At 68.7% G+C, this 20,884-nt stretch carries 18 protein-coding genes; 5 read left to right on the plus strand and 13 right to left on the minus strand.

Annotation, left to right across the window (positions count from 1 at the left end):
• Positions 1-30: 30 nt before the first annotated feature.
• Genes hydA through LXM88_RS29630 form a run of 3 tightly spaced genes read right to left on the minus strand, consistent with a single transcriptional unit; the run spans position 31 to position 3,542 of the window.
• The gene (gene hydA, locus LXM88_RS29620) at positions 31-1,446 is read right to left on the minus strand and encodes a dihydropyrimidinase (protein ID WP_262546887.1); all 1,416 of its coding nucleotides are present in this window, start codon (positions 1,444-1,446) and stop codon (positions 31-33) included.
• 10 nt (positions 1,447-1,456) lie between these two features.
• A complete protein-coding gene (locus LXM88_RS29625) occupies positions 1,457-2,185 on the minus strand; it encodes a maleate cis-trans isomerase family protein (RefSeq protein ID WP_262546889.1) in 729 nt (242 codons plus the stop codon).
• Positions 2,186-2,243: 58 nt separating this feature from the next.
• A complete protein-coding gene (locus tag LXM88_RS29630; RefSeq protein ID WP_262546891.1) occupies positions 2,244-3,542 on the minus strand; it encodes an MFS transporter in 1,299 nt (432 codons plus the stop codon).
• A gap of 172 nt (positions 3,543-3,714) precedes the next feature.
• Here LXM88_RS29630 and LXM88_RS29635 point away from each other — a divergent pair, with 172 nt between their 5' ends.
• A complete protein-coding gene (locus tag LXM88_RS29635) occupies positions 3,715-4,428 on the plus strand; it encodes a GntR family transcriptional regulator (protein ID WP_262546892.1) in 714 nt (237 codons plus the stop codon).
• Between the two features lie 50 nt (positions 4,429-4,478).
• Here the strand turns inward: LXM88_RS29635 and LXM88_RS29640 are convergent, their stop codons facing one another.
• Together LXM88_RS29640 and LXM88_RS29645 are read right to left on the minus strand one after the other, a co-directional pair.
• A complete protein-coding gene (locus LXM88_RS29640; RefSeq protein ID WP_262546894.1) occupies positions 4,479-5,663 on the minus strand; it encodes a M20 aminoacylase family protein in 1,185 nt (394 codons plus the stop codon).
• Positions 5,664-5,692: 29 nt separating this feature from the next.
• Positions 5,693-6,925, minus strand: a complete 1,233-nt coding sequence (locus LXM88_RS29645; protein WP_262546896.1) for a diaminopropionate ammonia-lyase — start codon at positions 6,923-6,925, stop codon at positions 5,693-5,695.
• Between the two features lie 179 nt (positions 6,926-7,104).
• On the opposite strand from LXM88_RS29645, the gene LXM88_RS29650 reads away from it, so the two are divergent.
• Positions 7,105-7,581, plus strand: coding sequence for an Lrp/AsnC family transcriptional regulator (locus LXM88_RS29650; RefSeq protein WP_262546899.1), 477 nt, complete (start codon positions 7,105-7,107; stop codon positions 7,579-7,581).
• A 63-nt stretch (positions 7,582-7,644) separates the two neighbouring features.
• Here the strand turns inward: LXM88_RS29650 and LXM88_RS29655 are convergent, their stop codons facing one another.
• From LXM88_RS29655 to gcvA, 8 genes are all read right to left on the minus strand, one after another.
• Complete coding sequence (locus LXM88_RS29655) at positions 7,645-9,366, minus strand: tannase/feruloyl esterase family alpha/beta hydrolase (RefSeq protein WP_262546900.1); 1,722 nt, start codon at positions 9,364-9,366, stop codon at positions 7,645-7,647.
• A gap of 28 nt (positions 9,367-9,394) precedes the next feature.
• Entirely contained in the window at positions 9,395-10,543 is a 1,149-nt protein-coding gene (locus LXM88_RS29660) for a porin (RefSeq protein ID WP_262542898.1), read from the minus strand.
• Positions 10,544-10,608: 65 nt separating this feature from the next.
• Complete coding sequence (gene mhpT / locus LXM88_RS29665; protein ID WP_262542899.1) at positions 10,609-11,814, minus strand: 3-(3-hydroxy-phenyl)propionate transporter MhpT; 1,206 nt, start codon at positions 11,812-11,814, stop codon at positions 10,609-10,611.
• Positions 11,815-12,018: 204 nt separating this feature from the next.
• Positions 12,019-13,932: a feruloyl-CoA synthase gene (locus LXM88_RS29670; protein WP_262542900.1), complete on the minus strand. Its 1,914-nt coding sequence runs from the start codon at positions 13,930-13,932 to the stop codon at positions 12,019-12,021.
• Positions 13,929-15,377: an aldehyde dehydrogenase gene (locus LXM88_RS29675; RefSeq protein ID WP_262542901.1), complete on the minus strand. Its 1,449-nt coding sequence runs from the start codon at positions 15,375-15,377 to the stop codon at positions 13,929-13,931. Before LXM88_RS29675 ends, LXM88_RS29670 begins: the two co-directional genes overlap by 4 nt.
• 47 nt (positions 15,378-15,424) lie before the next feature.
• Positions 15,425-16,255 (minus strand): p-hydroxycinnamoyl CoA hydratase/lyase, encoded by an 831-nt coding sequence (locus LXM88_RS29680; protein ID WP_262542902.1) that lies wholly within the window; start codon positions 16,253-16,255, stop codon positions 15,425-15,427.
• A 230-nt stretch (positions 16,256-16,485) separates the two neighbouring features.
• Positions 16,486-16,989, minus strand: coding sequence for a MarR family winged helix-turn-helix transcriptional regulator (locus LXM88_RS29685; protein WP_262542903.1), 504 nt, complete (start codon positions 16,987-16,989; stop codon positions 16,486-16,488).
• A 109-nt stretch (positions 16,990-17,098) separates the two neighbouring features.
• Positions 17,099-17,989 (minus strand): transcriptional regulator GcvA, encoded by an 891-nt coding sequence (gcvA, locus tag LXM88_RS29690; RefSeq protein ID WP_262542904.1) that lies wholly within the window; start codon positions 17,987-17,989, stop codon positions 17,099-17,101.
• Between the two features lie 219 nt (positions 17,990-18,208).
• Here gcvA and LXM88_RS29695 point away from each other — a divergent pair, with 219 nt between their 5' ends.
• The 3 genes from LXM88_RS29695 to LXM88_RS29705 are packed head-to-tail and all read left to right on the plus strand — an operon-like array spanning position 18,209 to position 20,875.
• Complete coding sequence (locus LXM88_RS29695) at positions 18,209-19,054, plus strand: transketolase (RefSeq protein WP_262542905.1); 846 nt, start codon at positions 18,209-18,211, stop codon at positions 19,052-19,054.
• On the plus strand, positions 19,051-20,052 hold the full coding sequence (locus tag LXM88_RS29700) for a transketolase family protein (RefSeq protein ID WP_262542906.1): 1,002 nt from the start codon (positions 19,051-19,053) through the stop codon (positions 20,050-20,052). Before LXM88_RS29695 ends, LXM88_RS29700 begins: the two co-directional genes overlap by 4 nt.
• Positions 20,053-20,110: 58 nt before the next feature.
• On the plus strand, positions 20,111-20,875 hold the full coding sequence (locus LXM88_RS29705) for an SDR family NAD(P)-dependent oxidoreductase (protein WP_262542907.1): 765 nt from the start codon (positions 20,111-20,113) through the stop codon (positions 20,873-20,875).
• Positions 20,876-20,884 lie beyond the last annotated feature (9 nt).

The following is a 20,884-nucleotide window of genomic DNA, read 5'->3' on the forward strand; positions in this document are numbered from 1 at the left end:
TGCGCCCGCGGCGTCGCGCGGGCCATCGCATCAATCGAGGCACGGCTTGCCGGCCGGCACGAACTGCCCGCGCCCCGGCTCGGCCGCGAGCAGCCGGCCGTCCTCGACCAGCAGTTCGCCGCGCGACAGGCAATGGCGCGGCCAGCCCGTCACCTCGATCCCTTCGTACGGCGTGTAGTCGACCGCATGATGCAGCGACGCATTCGCGATCCGCACGCGCTTGTCCGGATCCCACACGACGATGTCCGCATCGGCGCCGACCGCGATCGTCCCCTTCCTCGGATACAGCCCGTACAGCTTCGCGGGCCGCAGCGACGTGAGCTCGACGAACTGGTGCAGCGACAGCCGCCCGTGCCGCACGCCGTCGAACAGCAGCGGCAGCCGCGTCTCGAGCCCCGGAATCCCGTTCGGAATGTGGTCGAACGATACGGCCTGCCCGCCCGGATGCTTGCCGCACGGATCGTCGTAGTTGAACGGCGCATGGTCGGACGAGAACACCGAGAACACGCCCTGCTTCAGCGCCTTCCACACGGCCTGCTGGTTCGCCGGATCGCGCGGCGGCGGGCTGCACACGCATTTCGCGCCTTCGTAGCCGCCGTGATCGTCGTGGCCGAGATCGGCGGCCGTCAGATACAGGTATTGCGGGCAGGTCTCCGCGAGGATCGGCAAGCCGCGCGACTGCCCCCAGCGGATCTGCTCGATCGCCTCGGCGCCCGACACGTGCACGATCAGGATCGGCACGTCGACGAGTTCCGCGAACGCGATCGCGCGATGCGTCGCCTCGCGCTCGACCACGGCCGGCCGCGCATGCGCATGGAAATGCGGCGCGACGTGGCCGTCGCCGAGCAGCCGCTCGGTGAGCCAGCCGATACAGTCCGAGTTCTCCGCGTGCACCATCACGAGCGCGCCGTGCTCGCGCGCCACCGACAGCACGTCGAGCATCTGGCGATCGTTCAGCTTCAGGTCGTCGTAGGTCATGTACACCTTGAACGACGTGTAGCCGTTCGCGATCAGCCGCGGCAGCTCCTCGGCCAGCACGTGCGGCGTCGGATCGGCGACGATCAGGTGAAAACCGTAGTCGACCAGCGCGCGCCCTTCGGCGCGCCGGTGATAGTCGTCGACGGCCGCCTGCAGCGACTGCCCCTTCGCCTGCGCGGCGAACGGGATCACGGTGGTCGTGCCGCCGCACAGCGCCGAGCGCGTGCCGGACAGGAAATCGTCGGCCATCTTCAGCCCGTCGGGCATCGGCTGGTCGAGATGGCAGTGCGCATCGACGCCGCCCGGCATCACGAGCATCCCGGCCGCATCGAGCTCGCGCGGCGCGCGCGGCAGCCCGTGGCCGAGCATCGCCACGCGCCCCGCGCGGATGCCGATGTCGCACGAGAACCGGTCCGATGCCGTCACGACGTCCGCGTGACGGATCACGAAATCGAGATCGTTCGACATGGCGCGCGCCTCAGATCACTTCGCTGAAGAGACGTCCCCAGCCCTTGACCTGCCGCGTGTCGTAGTCGGCGAGCTGCAGCGACTTCCACACGACGGTCGAGATCGTGTCGTAGATCGGGATGCCCGTCTCTTCCTCGAGCGCCGGCACCAGATGCGCGGCGTTCAGGTTCGTGCAGAAGATCGAGATCGCGCGCGGGCCGGCCTTCGCGACTTCGCGCACCATCCCGCCGATCTGGTCGCCCGTTACTTCGGAGAACGAGAAATTGACCTTCAGGTTCAGGTGGCGCTCGGCGATGCAGTCCAGCCCCGAGCGGCGATAGTTGTCGACGATCTTCGTCTGCACGTCGTCGAGGTACGGCGTGACGAGGCCGAACTCGTGCGCGTTCGTCTTGTTCAGGATCTCGTTGAGCGCGAGCACGGAGGTCGTGGCCGGAATGCCGGTCGCCGCGGTGATGCGCTCGCACAGCCGCTCGTCGGCCTCGAAGCCGAGCCAGCCCGACGACGTACCGTTCCATGCGATCACGTCGACCTTCGCATCGGCCAGCAGCATCGCGGCCTGGATGATCTTGTCGTCGTCGAACTGGCCGAGCGCCTGGCCCGTCAGCGAGATCTCGGTGACGGGGAAGCGCGCGAAGTGCGCGGACACGCCCGGCAGGCCGGCGACCATCGCGCTCGTCAGCGGTTCGAGCGAGGTGTTGGAGGACGGCGTCAGCATGCCGAGCAGGGTGCGTTTTTTCATGATGAGTCTCTCTACCAGTGAAAGCGGTGAATGCGGTAAATGCGGTGAAAGGGGCCGGTCAGACGGGGAGCTTGTTTTCGTAGTCGATTGCGCTGGAGCACACGAGCAGGCCAACGCCGGCCGCCGCGAACACCATCAGCGCGAGGAAATAGGAGCCGGTGAACTGCACGATCGCGCCGACGAGGATCGGCACGGTGATGCCGCCGATGTTGCCGCCGAGGTTCATGAGCCCGCCGAGGAAGCCGATCTTGTTGCGCGTGCCGAGCGACGACGGGATGCACCAGTACAGTCCGCACCAGCGCAGGAAGAACAGCGTCGACGACAGCAGCGCGACGACGACGAGCGGATCCTTCACATAGGCGACGGAGAAGATCGACACGGTGGCGATCACCGCGGCGATGCCGAACAGCGTGCGCATCACGACGTTCGGGCGGCCGCCCGCGGCCTTCCACTTGTCGGCGATCCAGCCGCCGAGCAGTTCGCCGACGAAGCCGCTGAAAAAGATGATGAAGGTCGAGCCGCCCATCTGCTTGATATCGAAGCCGTGCACCTTGTGCAGGTAGTTCGGCATCCACGTGAGCAGCCCGTAGAACACGCTGTTGAAGCACATCCAGCCGAAGAACATGCACCACACCGAGCGGTACTTGAAGAAGTCGCGCGAACGGCCCGACGCGCCGGCCGGCTCGGCCGCGAGGTCGCTCGCATGCGACGCCTCGATGTATTCGGCTTCCAGGTCGTTGACGCCCGGATGCTCGCGCGGCGAATTGCGGATGTAGCGCCATGCGAGCAGGCCGGCCAGCACCGTGCCGACGCCGGCCACCGCGAACGCGAGCCGCCACGAGCCGAGCACCGCGATCAGCCCGGCGATCAGCACCGCGCCCAGGGCCGCGCCGAGCGGCGCGCCGCCGTCGAGCAGCGTGGCGCCGCGGCCGCGCTCGGTCTGCGTCATCCAGATCGCGTTGAGCTTGCCGCCGGCCGGATAGATCGGCGCTTCGGACGCGCCGAGGCCGAGGCGCGTGAGCAGCAGCGCCGGCGCGCTCGTGCACAGCGCGGCGATCGCCTGGAAGAAGCCCCAGAACACCGTCGCCAGCGCGATCACGATGCGCGGCTTGAACCGGTCGGCCAGCATCCCGCCCGGGATCTGCATCACCGCGTAGGTCCAGAAGAACGAACTGAGGATCAGACCCTCCATCGCGGGTCCGATATTGAACTCCTGCGAGATGTAAGGCATGGCGACGGACAGCGACGCGCGATCGACGTAGTTGATCGCGATGAGGCTCAGCATGACGACGAATATCTTCCAGCGGACGGCGGATTTGCCGACCGTCATGGCGGCGACACCGGAGGTTGAAGACATGGACGGACTCCAGGAGTGAACGAGGATGGTCGGGACGTCGCGCAACGTTGAGCCGAGTATAGGATTAGAAATTTATAATTACACATGGTGTAAACGCTTGGTTTTATTGAAATTGTGTTTACGCTACCAACGGCACGGCTGGCCCCGATATCGTGATAAGCTTGCACCCATCATGAGCCAGACACCCCGCAATCCCCTGCTTCTGCGCACGCGCGGCATGGCCGCGGAGATCGCCGCGCGCCTGCGCGTGATGATCGACGAGGGCGAACTGCCGCCCGGCGCGCGGATCGACGAAAAGGAACTCAGCCTCGCGTTCGACGTGTCGAAAACGCCGCTGCGCGAAGCGCTGAAGGTGCTCGTCGCGGAAGGAGCCGTCACGCATCGCCAGTACATCGGCTATCGCGTCGCGTCGATCGACATCGACGACCTGGTCGCGACGTTCGAGCTGCTGCACGGGCTCGAGGCGATGGCGGGCGAATTGCTGCGCAAGCGTATCGGCGCGTCGACGCTCGCCGCGCTGCAGGCGAAGCACCGGCGGATGGTCGAGTGCCACGAGGCCGGCAAGCGCGTCGAATATTTCCGGCTGAACCAGCAGATCCACCAGATGATCGTCGACGCGGCGGGCAACCCCGTGCTGTCGGGCATCTATGCGTCGCTGATGTCGAAGGTGCACCGCGCGCGCGGCGCCGCGAACACGGACTCGCTGCGCTGGGCCGAATCGCTGCACGAGCACGAAGACATCATGGCCGCGCTCGCCGATCCCGACCACGCGGTGCTGCCGCAGGTGCTGCGCAGCCATTCCGAGAACACCGCGCGCGAGGTGCTCGCGATCCTCGATCGCACGGGTACGGCCGACGCGCCGGACAGGCGGGCGGCCGAAGCGTGATGGGTTGAGGGCTTGAGGGCCTGACGGCCCGAAGGCCCGAAGAACGCCCGCTACGCGGCCCGCAATGCGCGCCGCGCCACTTCCGCGAAATAACGCGCGCCGACCGGCAGGATCTCGTCGTTGAAATCGTACGTCGCGTTATGCAGCGGCACGCCGCCGCGACCGGCCGCTTCGCCGTTGCCGATGAACACGAAATTGCCGGGCACGGCCTGCAGGAACGCGCCGAAATCCTCGGAGATCATCATCGGCTGCACGTCGGCGCTCACCGCATCGGCGCCTGCGATGTGCGCCGCGGCCTGCACGGCCGTGTCGACCCACTCCGGAGAATTCACCGTCGGCGCGAACTCGTGCGTGTAGTCGAACGTGCAGGTCGCGCCATGCGCACGGCAGATCCCTTCGCTGATCTCGCGCATCCGCGTTTCCAGCAGCGCCTGCACGTCGCGCGAATAGCTGCGCGTGTCGCCCTTGATCGTCACGGTCGACGGCAGCACGTTGCGCAGCCCGTCGGTGATGAATTCCGTGCACGAGATCACGGCCTGCTGGCCCGGATCGAGATTGCGCGACACGATCGTCTGCAGCGCCAGCACGATCTGCGAGCCGATCACGATCGGATCGATGCCCATGTGCGGACGCGCCGCATGCGTGCCGCGCCCGCCGATCCGGATCACGAAATTGTCTTCGCTCGCCATGATGCCGCCCGCGCGCGTCGAGAACGTGCCGGCGCGCATGCCCGGCATGTTGTGCGCGCCGAAGATCGCGTCGACCGGAAAGCGCTCGAACAGCCCGTCGGCCATCATCGCCTTCGCGCCGCGGCCATGTTCCTCGGCCGGCTGGAAGATGAAGCGCACCGTGCCGTCGAAATCCTTGCGTTCGGCCAGCAGCTGCGCGGCGCCGAGCACCATCGACATGTGGCCGTCGTGCCCGCACGCATGCATCTTGCCGGGCGTGCGCGACGCGTGTTCGCGGCCCGGCGCGTGCTCGGCGATGTTCAGCGCGTCCATGTCCGCGCGGATGCCGATCGCGCGTTGGCCCGTACCGGCCGTCAGGTTCGCGACGAGCCCCGTGCCGCCGATGCCGCGATGCACGTCGAGCCCGAGCGTCGTCAGGATGCGCGCGACGTAGTCCGACGTGTTCATCTCTTCGAAACCCGTCTCCGGAAACTGGTGCAGATGGCGGCGCCAGGTCTGCAGTCGCCCCTGCAGCGTGCTTGCTTCGATTGCGTCGATCGTGTTCATTGCGCTTGCCTCGTCGGTCGTGGTGTCGTTCAGGCCGCGACTGCCGCGCGGTTCAGCCAGTCGCGCTGCCGCGCGAGCACCGCGTCGGCCGTGTCGCCGACGCAGTTCCGGTACACGGACGGCGCCGTCGCGCCTTCCGTATTGATCGCCAGCACGCGCGAACTCGCGTCGAGCCCCGCCTGTCGCGCGAGCGCCGGGTCGCGCATCAGCACTTCCAGCCCCGCGATGCCGGCCGCGCCCGATTCGCCGGCGACGAGCGGCACGTCGCGTGCGCTGCCGGCCGCGAGGCCGCGCATCGCGTGCACTGCGTCTTCATCGTCGATCAGCATGAAATGGTCGATGCACAGCTCGAGGAAATCCCATGCGAGCGGCGACGCCTCGCCGCACGCGAGCCCGGCCATCACCGAATCGACGCTGCCGGTCGCCTTCGCCGCGCGCCCCGCGAGCGCGCTCTGGTACAGGCAGTCGGCCTGGCGCGGCTCGACGACGATGAAATGCGGCCGCTGCGCGCCGTCTCGCTCCCACAGGTAGCTCGCGACGCCCGCGGCAAGGCCGCCCACGCCGCCCTGCAGCAACACGTGCGTGAACGGCCGCCCATCGTGTTGCGCCGCCTGCGCGGCGGCCTCGGCGGCGATCACGCCATAACCCTGCATCACGTCGCGCGGAATCGCTTCGTAGCCGTCGTACGACGTATCCGACACGACGTACCAGCCGTTCGCCTGCGCCAGCTGCGCCGCGCAGACGACCGACTCGTCGTAGTTCCCCGCGATGCGCACGATCCGCGCGCCGTACGCCGAGATCGCGCGTTCGCGCTCGGCGTCGACGTTCGCGTGCAGCACGATCACGCACCCGCAGCCGATCGCGCGCGCGGCGGCGGCCAGCGCGCGGCCATGATTGCCGTCGGTCGCGCTGATCACCGTCAGGTCGGCCAGCTGCGCTGCGTAGCGGCCGGTAACCAGCCCCTGCGGATCGAGATCGTGGGTGCGCCGCAGGCGCTTCACGAGCCGCACCAGCGCGATCGGCGCGCCGAGCGCCTTGAAGCTGCCGAGCGGCGAGCGGCACGACTCGTCCTTCACGCTGACGCTCGCGACGCCGAGCCGCGCGGCGAGGTCCGGCAGCGCGCGCAGCGGCGTACGCGCGTTGCCGACGAGCGGCCAGTGCGACAGCCACGCGCCGCTTTCGTCGGCGGACGCGATGTTCATCACGCGGCGCAGCGCGTTCGGATAGGCGGCGCGCGACGCGCGGGGATTGGCGATCAGCATGGCGAAAGGCTCCGGAGCAGGACCGCGCCCGCGGTCCGTCGGGTGGGTCGGATCGGGCAAGCGCGGGTTGCGTTCGCCGTCGGTCCGAAAATAATATTGCGCATGCCGGTCAACAAAATCGCCAATTCGGCTGCCCGGACGCAAAAATTTCTCATTCTTTCGAGGTTTCGCGCACCATCATGACGACCCCACTCGATGCGTTCGATCGCAAGCTGTTGATGGAAGTGCAGCGCGACGCGCAGACGCCGCAAAGCGAACTCGGCGCACGCGTGAACCTGTCGACGGCGGCCGTGAACCGGCGTTTGAAGCGTCTCGCGGAACACGGCGTGATCGAGCGCTATACGGCCGTCGTCGCGCCGGACAAGGTCGATCATCCGCTGACGATCGTCGTGAACGTCGAGGTCGAGAGCGAGCAGATCGACCAGCTCGACGCGATGAAGCGAACCTTCGAGCGGTGCCCGCAGATCCAGCAGTGCTACTACGTGACGGGGGAATGGGATTTCGTGCTGATCCTCGCCGTGCGCAACATGGATCAGTACAACGCGCTCACGCGCGAGCTGTTCTTCGCGAACAACAACGTGAAGCGGTTCAAGACGCTGGTAAGCATGAGCCGCGTGAAGGTCGGGCTCGAGGTGCCGGTCGAACCCGGCGAATGAGTGCCCCAATGAAACGGCCGGCGCGCGACTGCACGCGCCGGCCGCATCCCATCGACGGCTACGTCAGCGGCAACTGAAGCTCGCCGCCGAATTCACGTCGCCGGAGCCGTTGTAGCGTGCCACCTGCGGATACGGGCACAGCGGGCGCGTACGCCCCGCGCCCCACGACGCGGGCACGTCCGCATTCGGCACCGCGCTCGTCGCGTCGCGCGCGGCAGCCACGATCGCGGCGGGCGCCTGCCCCTGCTCGACCCACGCGACGAGCGGCGTCAGCATGTCGAACTGGTCGGCCGCCGGCCCGCCCGCACAGTGGTTCATCCCCGGCACCGGATAGAAGCGCGCGAAATCCGACGCATCGCCGCCGTTCGCCTGCGCGACCCGCTGGTACCAGTCGGTCGTGTCGTTGGACGAGAACACCGGGTCGCCCGTGCCGTGATAGACGAGCAGCTTCGCGCCGCGCGACTTCAGCGCGGACAGGTTGGTCTCGTCGGGCGGCGTCATGAACGACCACGCGGATTGCGTGTAGGTGCCGTTGGTCGCGAAGATCGCCGGCGCATCGTTGTCCATGTCGAAGCCGAGCGCAAAACCGGGCAGGTTCGCGAGCGTCGCGGTGCTTTTCGGCGGCGACATGAACGTGAACGCCATCGCGGCCGGATCGAGCGTGATGGAATTCGATTGCTTCCACGCGGCCCAGCCGCCGCCGGCCACGCCCGGATCGTACGGAAAGCTCGCGTAGAGCGCCGTGCCCGCGCTGTTGCGCGCACCCGCGAACACGTTTTCGAGCGCGGTTTTCTGCGCGGTTGTCAGGCATGCGCCGGTGCGCGTGCCGTTCGCGCAGGTCGGGATGTCCGTCTCGACGCTGAAGTGCGCCTGGCAGGCGGCGACGTCCTGCACCATCCCGTCGGCCGCGCCGTCGAGCGCATCGCATTTGTCGAGGATCTTCGCGCCGACGAACTGACGCTCCGCGTCGGTGAAGCCGCTGCGGATATCCGGCAGCCCGTTCGATCCGGTCGCCGACGCGATCTTCGCGAACTGCTGTGCGCCGTACATCTCGCCGATCGCCGCCTTCGGCAGATGGAAACCCGGATCGCCCGCGATGATGCCGTCGTAGTCGGCCGGGTTGCGCACCGCCGTGACCATCGCGTGACGGCCGCCGTTCGAGCAGCCGCCGAAGTAGCTGCGGTCGGGCGCCTTCCCGTACGCGAGACGGATCACCTGCTTCGCCATCGGCGTCAGCGCATCGACGGCGCCGTAGCCGTAGTCGAGCCGCGCCTGCGGATCGAGGCCGAACAGCGGGTTCTGCGCGGCGCTGTGCCCGGAATCCGAACTGATCACCGCGAAGCCCTGGTTCAGCGCATCGGTCAGCGGGCCGCCGCCGCCGATCTCGCCGGTCGCGGTCACGACGTTGCCGTCGAGCCCGCCGTTCGCCTGGTAAAAGAATCGGCCGTTCCACGCCTTCGGCAGCCGCATCTCGAAGCCGATCGCATAGGTTTTGCCGTCCACCGCGCTCACGCGCTCGTTCATCTTCCCTTCGATCACGCAGTGCTCGGCGATCGGCTTGCCGGCCACCGTCAGCGCACCGGCGGCCGCGGTCGTCACCGACGTGAACGACGTGTTCGCAAACGCGAGCTTCGCGGCGAGCGCGTCGCAGGTCTGGGCCATCGCGGCCGGCGTCGCGGCGCTCAGGTGCGTGGGCGCGGAGCTGACCGAATCGTCGCCGCCGCAGCCGGCGAGCATCGCCGCGGACAGCGGTGCAATGCAGAGGAATACAGATTTTCTGTTCAAGATATCTCCCGTCCGTCAAGTTGCCGGATCAGAACAAGTGCTTGACGCCGACCATCGCGCCGAGCTGCCCCATCCCCGCACCGGGCGTCGTGCCGGGGCCGCCGCCGCTGACCGCGTAGCGCGCATGCGCGCTGTTCCACAGATACGAGCTTTGCGCGTAGACCGACGTGCGCTTCGTCAGCAGGTAGGTCGCGCGCAGCGTCGCCATCGTCGCGCGCGTGTCGTGCGCGCTGTTGACGATCCGGTAGCCTTCGCCGTCGACGATGAAGTCCGGCTTCACCGCATACGACGCGCCGACGAAGAACAGGTCGGAATGTGCGCCGGGCGCGGCCGGCGAACCGGTCGACACGCGCCGCCCGATCCAGCCCGCGCCGATCCGTGCGCCCGCCGCCTGCGCATACGCGCTCACGTGCACGCGCGCGTCCTTGCCCGCGCTGCTCGTGAAGGCGACCGGCGCGACGCCGTCGAAGAAGTTCGCGGCCGCGCCGGTGCCGCCGCGCTGCTCCTCGTACGACGCCGCCGCGCCGAAATACGCGCTGTCGTACTTGAGCATCGCCGACCAGTTGCGGCATTCGACCGCGTGGCCCGGCACCTGCCCCGCGCACGTGCCCTGCCCCGGCGAGTTGCCGGTGCCGGCGCCGTCGCGGCCGAACGAATAGGCGGCGCCGAGCGTCACGCCGCGATACGTGCCGAGGTAGGTCACCGCGTTGTCGGCGCGGCCGTTCGGCACGTACGCGTCGAACGAGCCGAGCCCGTAGATGTCGGGGCCGATGATGTCCGCGCCCTGCAGCGCGAGGTAGGTCATCGTGTACTGGCGACCGAACGCGAGCGTGCCGAAGCCGCCCTTCAACCCGACGAACGCCTGTCGCCCGAACAGCCGCCCGCCCTGCCCGAGATCGCCGCCGCGCACGTTGAAGCCACTTTCGAGCACGAACACGGCCTGGTAGCCGCCGCCGAGATCCTCGCTGCCGCGCAGGCCCCAGCGCGACGGCATCTCGCCGGTCACGCCCGGCATCCGCACCACGTGATCGCCGGCCGCGTTCGCGTGCGACACGAATTCGACGCCGGTGTCGATGATCCCGTACAGCGTCACGCTCGATTGCGCGTGCGCGCTCGTCGCGGCCAGCGCGCAGCACGCGCCGGCGGCCAGCAGGCCGTTCCTTGTCTTCGTCTTCATATCGTTGCGTCTCCAGACCTTGTTGAATCGCGCGCTCTGACGGCGCGCATTGAAAAAACGAAACGTCAGTCACCGGCTTGCGGGCGGCGAATCAGCACCAGCGCGGCGACGGCCGCGACGAGCGTGACCGGAATGCTCGCGCCGATCACGACGGGCGCGCTGCGACCGGCGGCCAGCAGCGTCGCGGCCGCGAGCGGCCCGACGACGGAACCGAGCCGGCCGACGGCCACCGCCGCGCCGACGCCCGTGCCGCGCATCGCGGTCGGGTAATAGATCGCCGCGAGCGCATACAGCACCGACTGCCCGCCGACCACGAACATCCCGGCCGCGAATGCGGCGGCCGCGAGCGACGCGAAGCCGGGCGCCGCCGCGAGCGCGGCGAGCGACAGCACGATCCCGACATACATGCCGCCGACCACGCGCGACGCGCGCATCCGGTCGAGTGCCGCGCCGATGCCGAGCGCGCCGAGCCCCGCGCCGACGTTGAACGCGATCTGCACGAGGCCGACGTGCTCGCGATCGAGCCCGCGCGAGGCCATCAGCGACGGCAGCCAGTTCAGCAGGAAGTAGAGGACGATCAGCGTGCAGAAGTAGCTGATCCACAGCGCGACCGTCGACGTCGTGCGGCCGTCGCCGAACAGCGTGCGCGCGACGCTGGTGCGCGCGGCCGGCGTGCCGGCGACGTCGAGATACGCGCGCGATTCCGGCAGGAACAACGCCAGCAGCGGCACCAGCAGCAGCGGCCCCACGCCGCCGACGTAGAAGATGTGCCGCCATTCGGTGTCGCCGGCGAGCAGCACGCCGATCAGCGACGCGATCACGCCGCCGAACGGGATGCCGCAGTACATCGTGGCCACCGCGCTGCTGCGCGAGCGCGGCTCGACCGCTTCGGACGACAGCGCGATCAGGTTCGGCATCGCGCCGCCGAGGCCGATGCCGGTCAGCACGCGCACGACGACCAGCATCGCGAAAGTCGACACCTGCGCGGTGGCGATCGACAGCAGACCGAACAGCACGGCCGACGCGATCAGCACGCGCTTGCGTCCGATCCGGTCGGCAAGCCGCCCGCCGAGCATCGCGCCCGGCAGCAGCCCGAAGGTGCCCGCGCTGAACGCGATGCCCATCTGCGACACGCTCAGCCCGAATTCGCGCGCCATGCGCGGCGCGGCGACGCCGACCGACTGCAGGTCGAGCCCTTCGAGGAGGGCGATCGCGAAACACAGCGCGAGCGTGGTCGCGACCGCGGGTTTTTCGGCAACGTAAGTGTTCATCCTGTCTCCTGTCTTGTAGTCGGTCGGCCCTGCAACGGCCGCCGCGCGCCGTCGCCGGCCAGTGGCGAAGCGGCGCGCGACGTGTCGTCCGAACGGCCGCCTTTATCAGGCAGCCTGATTAACGGGCCGCAAGAATGCCTGCCGGTATCGTGGCCGGCCGGTCGTGATGCCTGCTTGCGTCTGCGTACTTCGGTTTGCTTCTGCTTACGCGTAAAGCACGTCGGGATCGCGCCGCGCCGGGTCGTACAGCGCGTCGATCGTCGCCGCGCGATGCTGCTGCACGGCCGCCTGGTTCAGCGATCCCTTGTCGGTCACTTCGCCGAGATCGAGCGACGGCGGCGAGTCGATCAGCCGGATGCGCGCGACGAACGTCGACCCGCCGCTCGCATGCCGGTTCAGCGCGGCAAGCCACGCTGCGAACGCCGCGCGCACGGCCGGCGCGCGCAGCACGTCGGAGACCGATGCATCGGCTGCAAGCCCCGCCAGCGCGCGGCACGCGTCGACGCGCGGAAACACCAGCAGCCCGATGTCGTCGCGATTGATCCCGGTGACGACCACGTCCTGCACATACGGCGCACCGCTCGACACCGCGTTCGCGCGCAACGGCCCGACGCTGACGAAGGTGCCGCTGCTCAGCTTGAAATCCTCGGTCAGCCGGCCGTCGAACAGCAGCCCGAGTTCCGGCCGCTGCGGATCGGCGAAGACCCCCGCGTCGCCGCTGCGGTAATAGCCTTCGTCGTCGAACACGTCGCGCGGATCGACGTCCGCGTGCCAGTAGCCGCGCATCACGTTCGGCCCCTTGAAGCGCAGTTCGAGCTTGCCGCCGCACGGCACGAGCTTCGCGTCGCAGCCGGGCGCGGGCAGCCCGATATAGCCGGCGCGCATCAGCGGCCCGGTCGTGAACAGGCACGACGGCGACGCCTCCGTCATCCCGAGGCCGGCCATGATCCGGATGCGCTCGCCGCAATGCGCGTCGGTCACGCGATCGAGCCGGTCCCACGCGGCCTGCGACAGGCCCGCGCCGCCGAAGAAATACAGCTTCACGCGCGAGAAGAACGTGTCGCGCAGCACGGCATCGCGTTCGAGCGCGGCGGTCAGCTCTTCCCAGCCCTTCGGCACGTTGAAGTAGATCGTCGGCGCGATCTCGCGCAGGTTGCGCACGGTTTCGTCGAAGCGACCCGGCACCGGACGGCCGTCGTCGATGTACAGCGTGCCGCCGTTGTACAGCGCGATGCCGAGGTTGTGGCTGCCGCCGAACGTGTGATTCCACGGCAGCCAGTCGACCAGCACCGGCGGCTCGCGCGTCAGTTCGGGCATCGTCTGGCGCAGCATCTGCTGGTTGCTGCACAGCATCCGGTGCGTGGTCGGCACGGCCTTCGGCTGCTTCGTCGAACCGGACGTGAACAGGATCTTCGCGAGATGATCGGGGCCGATCGCCGCATGGATCGCGTCGATCGTGCGCGGTACGGTGGCGAGCAGGCGTGACAGCGGCACCACGCGACCCTCCGCGCCGCCATCGGCGTCGGCGTCGGCGTCGTGCGCGACGATCAGCGCCGCATCGGCCGGCAACGTCGCGTCGAGCGCACGCGCGAACGGCGCGCGTTCGGCGACGAACACCGCGCCCGGCCGCAGCACGCCGAGCGTGTGACGCAGCTTGCCGTAGTCGGTCGACACCAGCGAATACGCGGGCGAGATCGGCGCATACGGCACGCCGGCCAGCATCGCCGCGAACATCAGCTGCAGATGCTCGAGATCGTTGCCGGACAGCACCGCGAGCGGACGCTCGACCGACAGTCCGAGATCGACGAGGCCCTGGCCGAGCGCGCGAGCGCGTTCGAGCATCTGCGCATAGGTGATCTCGATCCAGCGGCCGTCGGCGCCGCGCCGCGCGGCCAGCACGCGGTCGGGATGCGCTTGCGCGCCGCGCACGAGGCAGTCGGTCAGGCGCGTCGGGTAGTCGTCGAGCGGTTCGCGCGAGCGCAGGTACCACGCGCCGTTTTCCGCGCGACGGATCTCGGCCGCGCCTACCGCGACGGCCGCCGCGCGATAGCGCACGCCGCCCGTGTCGTTCACCGGCCCGCTGGCGGGCGTCGCACCATTCATCGTCGGCTCGCTCATATCGGGTAGTGACGCGGCGTGGTCTGCACGGTGATCCAGCGCAGCTCGGTGAATTCGGCGATCGACGCGCGGCTGCCGAAGCGGCCGTAGCCGCTCGCCTTCGTTCCGCCGAACGGCATCTGCGCCTCGTCGTGCACGGTCGGCCCGTTGATGTGGCAGATTCCCGATTCGATCCGCCGCGCGACCGCCATCGCGCGCGCAACGTCGCGGCTGAACACGCTCGCCGACAGCCCGAACTCGCTGTCGTTCGCGAGCGCGACCGCTTCGTCGTCGCTGTCCGCACGCAGGATCGCGACGACCGGCGCGAACGACTCCTCGCGATAGAGCCGCATGTCGCGCGTGACGCCGTCGACGATCGCCGGCTGCATTGTCGCGCCGTCGATCCGGCAGCCGAGCGGCAAACGCGCGCCGTGCGCACGCGCATCCTCGACGAGCGACGCGGCACGCGCGGCGGCCGCCGCATCGACCATCGTGCCGAGCGGATGGCCGGCCAGCGGATCGCCGGCGACCAGCGTGCGCGCCTTCGCGGCGAGACGCTCGACGAGTGCATCGGCGATCGGCCGCGCAGCGATCACGCGCTCGGTCGACATGCAGATCTGCCCCTGGTTGAAGAACGCGCCGAACGCGATCGCGTCGACGGCTGCATCGAGATCGGCATCGTCGAGCACGAGCACCGGTGCCTTGCCGCCGAGTTCGAGCAGCACGGGTTTCAGGTGTGCGGCCGCATGGCGCGCGATGATGCGCCCGACATGCGTCGACCCGGTGAAGTTGATCCGCTTCACGTGCGGATGCGCGATCAGCCGCTCGACGAGTTCGGGCGCATCGGCCGCCGCGTGCGTGATCACGTTGACGACGCCCGCGCCGAGCCCCGCTTCGTCCAGCACCGCGCCGATCAGCGCGTGCACGCCGGGGCACGCTTCCGAGGCCTTCAGCACGACCGTGTTGCCGCACGCGAGCGGCATCGCCAGCGCGCGCGTGCCGAGGATCACCGGCGCGTTCCACGGCGCGATGCCGAGCACGACGCCGCACGGCACGCGCATCGCGAGCGCGAGATTGCCCGGCACGTCGGACGGGATCACGTCGCCGGCGATCTGCGTCGTCATCGACGCGGCCTCGCGCAGCATGTTCGCCGCGAGCGTCACGTTGAAGCCGATCCAGCCGGGCGTCGCACCGGTTTCGGCGACACCGGTTGCAACGAACGCGTCGATGCGCGCATCCATCAGGTCGGCCGCCTTCAGCAGCAGCCGGCGGCGCTCGGTCGGCGCGAGCGCGGCCCACGCGGGAAATGCGCGGTGCGCGGCGTCGATCGCCGCGTCGGCGTCGGCGACGCCGGCCGCCGGCGCACGCGACGCAAGTGCGCCCGTCGCGGGGTTGAATCGGTCGAAGCTTCGCCCGTCACGGGCGGTGCACCACTCGCCGGCGATCAGCATCCGTCTGTCGGTCATGTCGTCTCCTGCCTTGCCTGTCTCTTTCGGTTGCGTCGGCGCTTGTATCAGCGCTTGTATGCCTGGAGGCCCGGCTTGATCGACTTGTCGTCGAGGAACTGCTTCAGCCCCTGCTCGCGACCGCGCTCCGGATCGCGCAACTGCGCCTGGTCGAGCTTCGCATACAGGTAATCCTCGCACTGTTCCCACGTGAGCTCGCGCGAACGCTTGAAGCCGTGTTTCGCCGCGCGCAGCACGACCGGGTTCTTGTCCGTCAGCCGCGCGGCCAGCGCGATCGTCGCGTCGCGCAGCCCGGCCAGCGGCACGCTGCTGTTCACGAGGCCCATTTCCGCCGCTTCGACGCCGGTGAACGTGTCGCCGGTCATGATGTAGTGCAGCGCGCGGCGATGCCCGACCGTATCCGCCATCGCCTTGCTGACGAGATTGCCCGGCGGGATGCCCCAGTTGATCTCCGACAGCCCGAACACGGCTTCGTCCGCCGCGATCGCGAGGTCGCACGCGACGAGCGGCGAGAACCCGCCGCCGAAGCACCAGCCGTTCACCATCGCGATCGTCGGCTTGTTGTACATCCGCAGGCGGCGCCACTGCCATTCCGATGCGTCGCGCCGCACCTTTTCCTGCAGCGCGTCGGAACCGCCGTCGATCTCGCGGAAATATTCCTTCAGATCCATGCCGGCCGTCCACGCGGCGCCCGCGCCGGTCAGCACCAGCACCTTCGCTTCATCGTCGAACTCGACCGCGTCGAGGACCTGCAGCATCTCCCGGTTCAGCGTCGGGCTCATTGCATTGCGCTTGTCCGGACGGTTCAGCGTCACCCACGCGATGCCGGCCTCCACGTTCACTTCAACGGTCTGCCAGCGGTTGTCGTACTTGCTCATGTCTGTTCCTGTCGTTCGTTCCTGTGCGATTCGGTGCGCAGCATTCCTGCTGCGGACGGCTTCATTTAATATCAGGCTACCTGATATTGCAAGCAGCACGAGCGCCGGTGTAAACCCGGATCGGAAGGCGGGGAAAACGACAGAATCAGGGAACGGTCAGGCGACCGGCGACAGGGACGTGAAGCGGACGCGGGCCGGACGGGCCCGCGTCGGGAAGGGTCGGGAACGGGTCAGCCGCGCAGGTTGCGTGCGAACAGTTCGAGCGCGCGCTGCACGTGCGCGGCGTCGTCGGCAGAGAAATCGCCGAGCATGCGCGTTTCGAGCGGACGCAGCACGGCTTCGCATTCGCGCAGCATCGCCGCGCCTTCGTCGGTCAGCGTCAGCAGGATGATGCGCCCGTGCGACGGGTCGGCTTCGCGCGTGACGAAGCCGCGCGCTGCCATCGCGCTCATCACCTCGTTCGCCGATTGCGGCGTGATGAACGAGCGTTCGGCCAGTTGCGCGTTCGACGACGCGCCGCGCGCCTCGAGCACCGACAGCGCCGTGTATTGCGCGAGCGTGATGCCGAGCGGCGCGAGCGCGTCGGTCATATGGCGGCGCAGCAGCCGGTCGAGGCCGCCGATCACGTAGGTCAGGCGCTGCGGGATGCGCGCCTTCGGCTTGTCGCCCGTGGCGCGGGTGGTGGCCTTCGCGGCGTTCTTCGGGTTCGCGGGCTTGGTCGGTGCGGAGCTCATGGCGCGGGCGGGATGGAATTGCGGGCCATCTTACCAGCACGCGAAACGCAGCCCGGCGATGCCGGGCGCGCGGCCGCGATACCCGACCGCCGCGATCGCGCCCGCCGCCTCACGTGTCGAGTTCCACGAACAGCCAGTCCTGAAAGCTCTTCAGCTTCGGCAGGTCGGCACGCGATTTCAGCAGGTTGAGCGTGTAGCCGTTGATCCGCAGCCCGTCCATCCCGAGCGGCGCGACGAGCCGCCCCGTCTCCAGCTCGCGCTGCACGAGCAGCAGGCTTTCGAGGCACACGCCCATCCCGTCCGCCGCCGCGCTGATCGCCATGAACGACCGGTCGAAGCGCGGGCCGCGCGTGATGTCGAGCCGCACCTTGCGATGCTGGCGCATCCAGTCGCGCCAGCCGACGAGACAACCTTCGCTGTGAATCAGCACGTGATGCTGCAGATCGGCCGTCGTACGGATCGGATGCTCGCCTTCCATCAGCGCCGGCGAGCACAGCGGCACGATCGTCTCGGCCGGCAGCTCGAGCACCATCGTGCCCGCCGGCTGCAGCTTGCGCGCGCCGTAGCGGATATCGATGTCGACCGCTTCGGTCGTCAGGTCGCAATGGTCGGCCGACGCGTTCAGCCGCACGTCGATATCCGGGTTCAGCGCGCTGAAGCGCGCGAGCCGCGACATCAGCCATTGCGTCGCGAAGCTCGGCGTCGAATGCACGGTCAGGATGTCGCTTTTCGTCGTGCGGCCGATGTTGCGCGTCGCCGTGTCGATGCGCGCGAACGCCGCGGCGATTTCCTCTGCGTATTGACGGCCCGCATCGGTCAGGATCACCGCGCGATGCACGCGATGGAACAGCCGCACGTCCAGCTGCTCCTCGAGCAGCTTGATCTGATGGCTGATCGCGGACGGCGTCACGAACAGTTCTTCTGCTGCAAGCGCGAACGACGACAGCCGCGCGGCCGCCTCGAACGCTTGTATGGACTTGAGCGTGACTCGATTGTGCATTGCAAGATCCGGATGAATTCAATTCAACTGTCGGCCTATTTAATTCGTTTGAGCGCGCCCATTCAAGCCGATACGCTGTTTCATACCTGCCGCACACCCGAAACGAGGGTTTATCCCGACCCGCGGCAGACGACGGCCGCAGCCCCGACGCAGCGGCCGACCGGATCGAACCCATGACGGCCGCGCCGTTCGACGGTGCGCCGCAGCAAGGAGACTCGCTTGAATACGCGCGAAGCCGGGCACGCCGCCCATCTCGCAGAACGCGCCTACCGCATCCGCCGCAACGCGTTGCGGATGGGCGAGGTGCAGGGGCAGGGCTATATCGGCCAGGCCCTCGACATCGCCGACGTGCTCGCCGTCGCCTACTTCCACGCAATGCGCTACCGGCCCGACGACCCCGAATGGGAAGGACGCGACCGCTTCCTGCTGTCGAACGGCCACTATGCGATCGCGCTGTACGCGGCGCTGTTCGAAGCCGGCGTGCTGCCGCCGGAGGAGCTCGAGACCTACGGCAGCGACGACAGCCGCCTGCCGATGTCCGGAATGGCGAGCTACACGCCCGGCATGGAAATGTCCGGCGGCTCGCTCGGCCAGGGCCTGACCATCGCGGTCGGCCGCTGCCTCGGCCTGAAGCGCAAGGGCTCGGACGCGTTCGTCTACACGCTGTTCTCCGACGGCGAGCTCGACGAAGGCGCGGTGTGGGAAGCGATGCTCTCCGCAAGCCACTGGAAGCTCGACAACCTGATCGCGATCGTCGACGTCAACAACCAGCAGGCGGACGGCCCGTCGACGCAGGTGATGGCGTTCGAGCCGCTCGTCGAGAAGCTCGAAGCGTTCGGCTGGTACACGCAGCGCGTCGACGGCAACGACATCGACGCGGTCGCCGCCGCGTTCGACGCCGCGCGCAGTCATCCGCGCGCGCAGCCGCGGATCATCGTCTGCGACACGAAGATGGGCTGTGGCGTCCCGTTCCTCGAAGCCCGCGAGAAAAACCACTTCATCCGCGTCGACGCGCACGAATGGCAGCTTGCCCTCGACGCGCTGGATGCAGGGAGACACGCATGAGCACCACGACCGCATCCAAACCGCGCCTGAAGACCTCGGCGATGATCGCGTCGATCGCGGCCGAAGGGCAGGCGACCCGCGCAGCGCCGTTCGGCCACGCGCTCGTCGAACTCGCGCGCGAGCGCCCCGACGTCGTCGGCATGACGGCCGACCTCGGCAAGTACACGGACCTGCACATCTTCGCGAAGGCGTTCCCCGAACGCTATTACCAGATGGGCATGGCCGAGCAGCTGCTGATGGGCGCGGCGGCCGGCATCGCGCACGAAGGCGCGCAGCCGTTCGTGACGACCTACGCGGTATTCGCGACGCGGCGTGCGTACGACTTCATGCACCAGGCGATCGCCGAGGACAACCTCGACGTGAAGATCGTCGCCGCGCTGCCCGGCCTCACGACCGGCTACGGGCCGAGCCATCAGGCCACCGAGGATCTCGCGCTGATGCGTGCGATGCCGAACATGACGGTGATCGACCCGTGCGACGCGCTCGACATCGAGCAGATGGTGCCCGCGATCGCCGCGCATCGCGGCCCCGTGTACGCACGCCTGTTGCGCGGCAACGTGCCGGTCGTGCTCGACGAATACGACTACCGCTTCGAACTCGGCAAGGCGAAGCTGCTGCGCGACGGCGCGGACGTGCTGATCATCTCGTCCGGCATCCTGACGATGCGCGCGCTCGAAACGGCGAAGGCGCTCGCGGCGGACCGCGTCGACGTCGGCGTGCTGCACGTGCCGACCATCAAGCCGCTCGACACCGCGACGATCCTGCGCGAAGCGAAGCGCAGCGGACGCCTCGTCGTCGTCGCGCAAAACCATTCGGCGATCGGCGGGCTCGGCGAGGCGGTCGCCACCGCGCTGCTCACGGCCGGCGTCACGCCGCAGTTCCGGCAGATCGCGCTGCCCGACGCGTTCCTCGACGCCGGCGCGCTGCCGACGCTGCACGACCGCTACGGCATTTCCACGCAGGCGATGTGCGACACGATCAGGGGCTGGCTCGGCTGAGCACCGGCCGCCCGACCCCGACACCAACATGAATCAACCATCATCAGGAGAACCCATCATGTCAGAATCCCGTCTTCTCCACGGCAAGGTCGCCGTCATTTCCGGCGCCGCATCCCCGCGCGGCATCGGCATGGCCACCGCCCGGATGTTCGCGAAGCACGGCGCGCGTGTCGCGATCCTCGATCTCGATGCGTCCGCCGCGCGCGATGCGGCCGCGTCGATCGGGCCCGAGCATCGCGGTTATGCATGCGACGTGACGAATCGCGAAGCGTGCACACAGGCGGCCGGGCAGATCGTCGCCGATTTCAGTCAGATCGACGTGCTGATCAACAACGCGGGCATCACGCAGCCCGCGCAGCTGCTCGACATCGACCCGCAAAGCTGGGACCGGATCCTCGACGTGAACCTGCGCGGCGTGCTGTATCTGTCGCAGGCGATCGTGCCGCAGATGAAGAAGCAGCGCTCGGGCGCGATCGCGTGCATGTCGTCGGTGTCCGCGCAGCGCGGCGGCGGCATCCTCGGCGGGCCGCACTACTCGGCCGCGAAGGCCGGCGTGCTCGGCCTCGCGAAGGCGATGGCGCGCGAGCTCGGCCCGGCCGGCATCCGCGTGAACTGCGTGACGCCGGGCCTGATCCAGACCGACATCAACGCCGGCAAGATCCCCGACGACAAGCGCGGCGACATCCTCGCGGGCATTCCGATCGGCCGCCTCGGCGTGCCGGACGATGTCGCGGGCGCGTTCCTGTTCCTGTCGTCCGACATCTCGTCGTACCTGACGGGCGCGGTGATCGACGTCAACGGCGGGATGCTGATCCACGGCTGACGAGCCGAG

Origin of the sequence: Burkholderia sp. S-53 (genome assembly GCF_025560745.1) — a bacterium.
GTDB lineage: Bacteria > Pseudomonadota > Gammaproteobacteria > Burkholderiales > Burkholderiaceae > Burkholderia > Burkholderia pyrrocinia.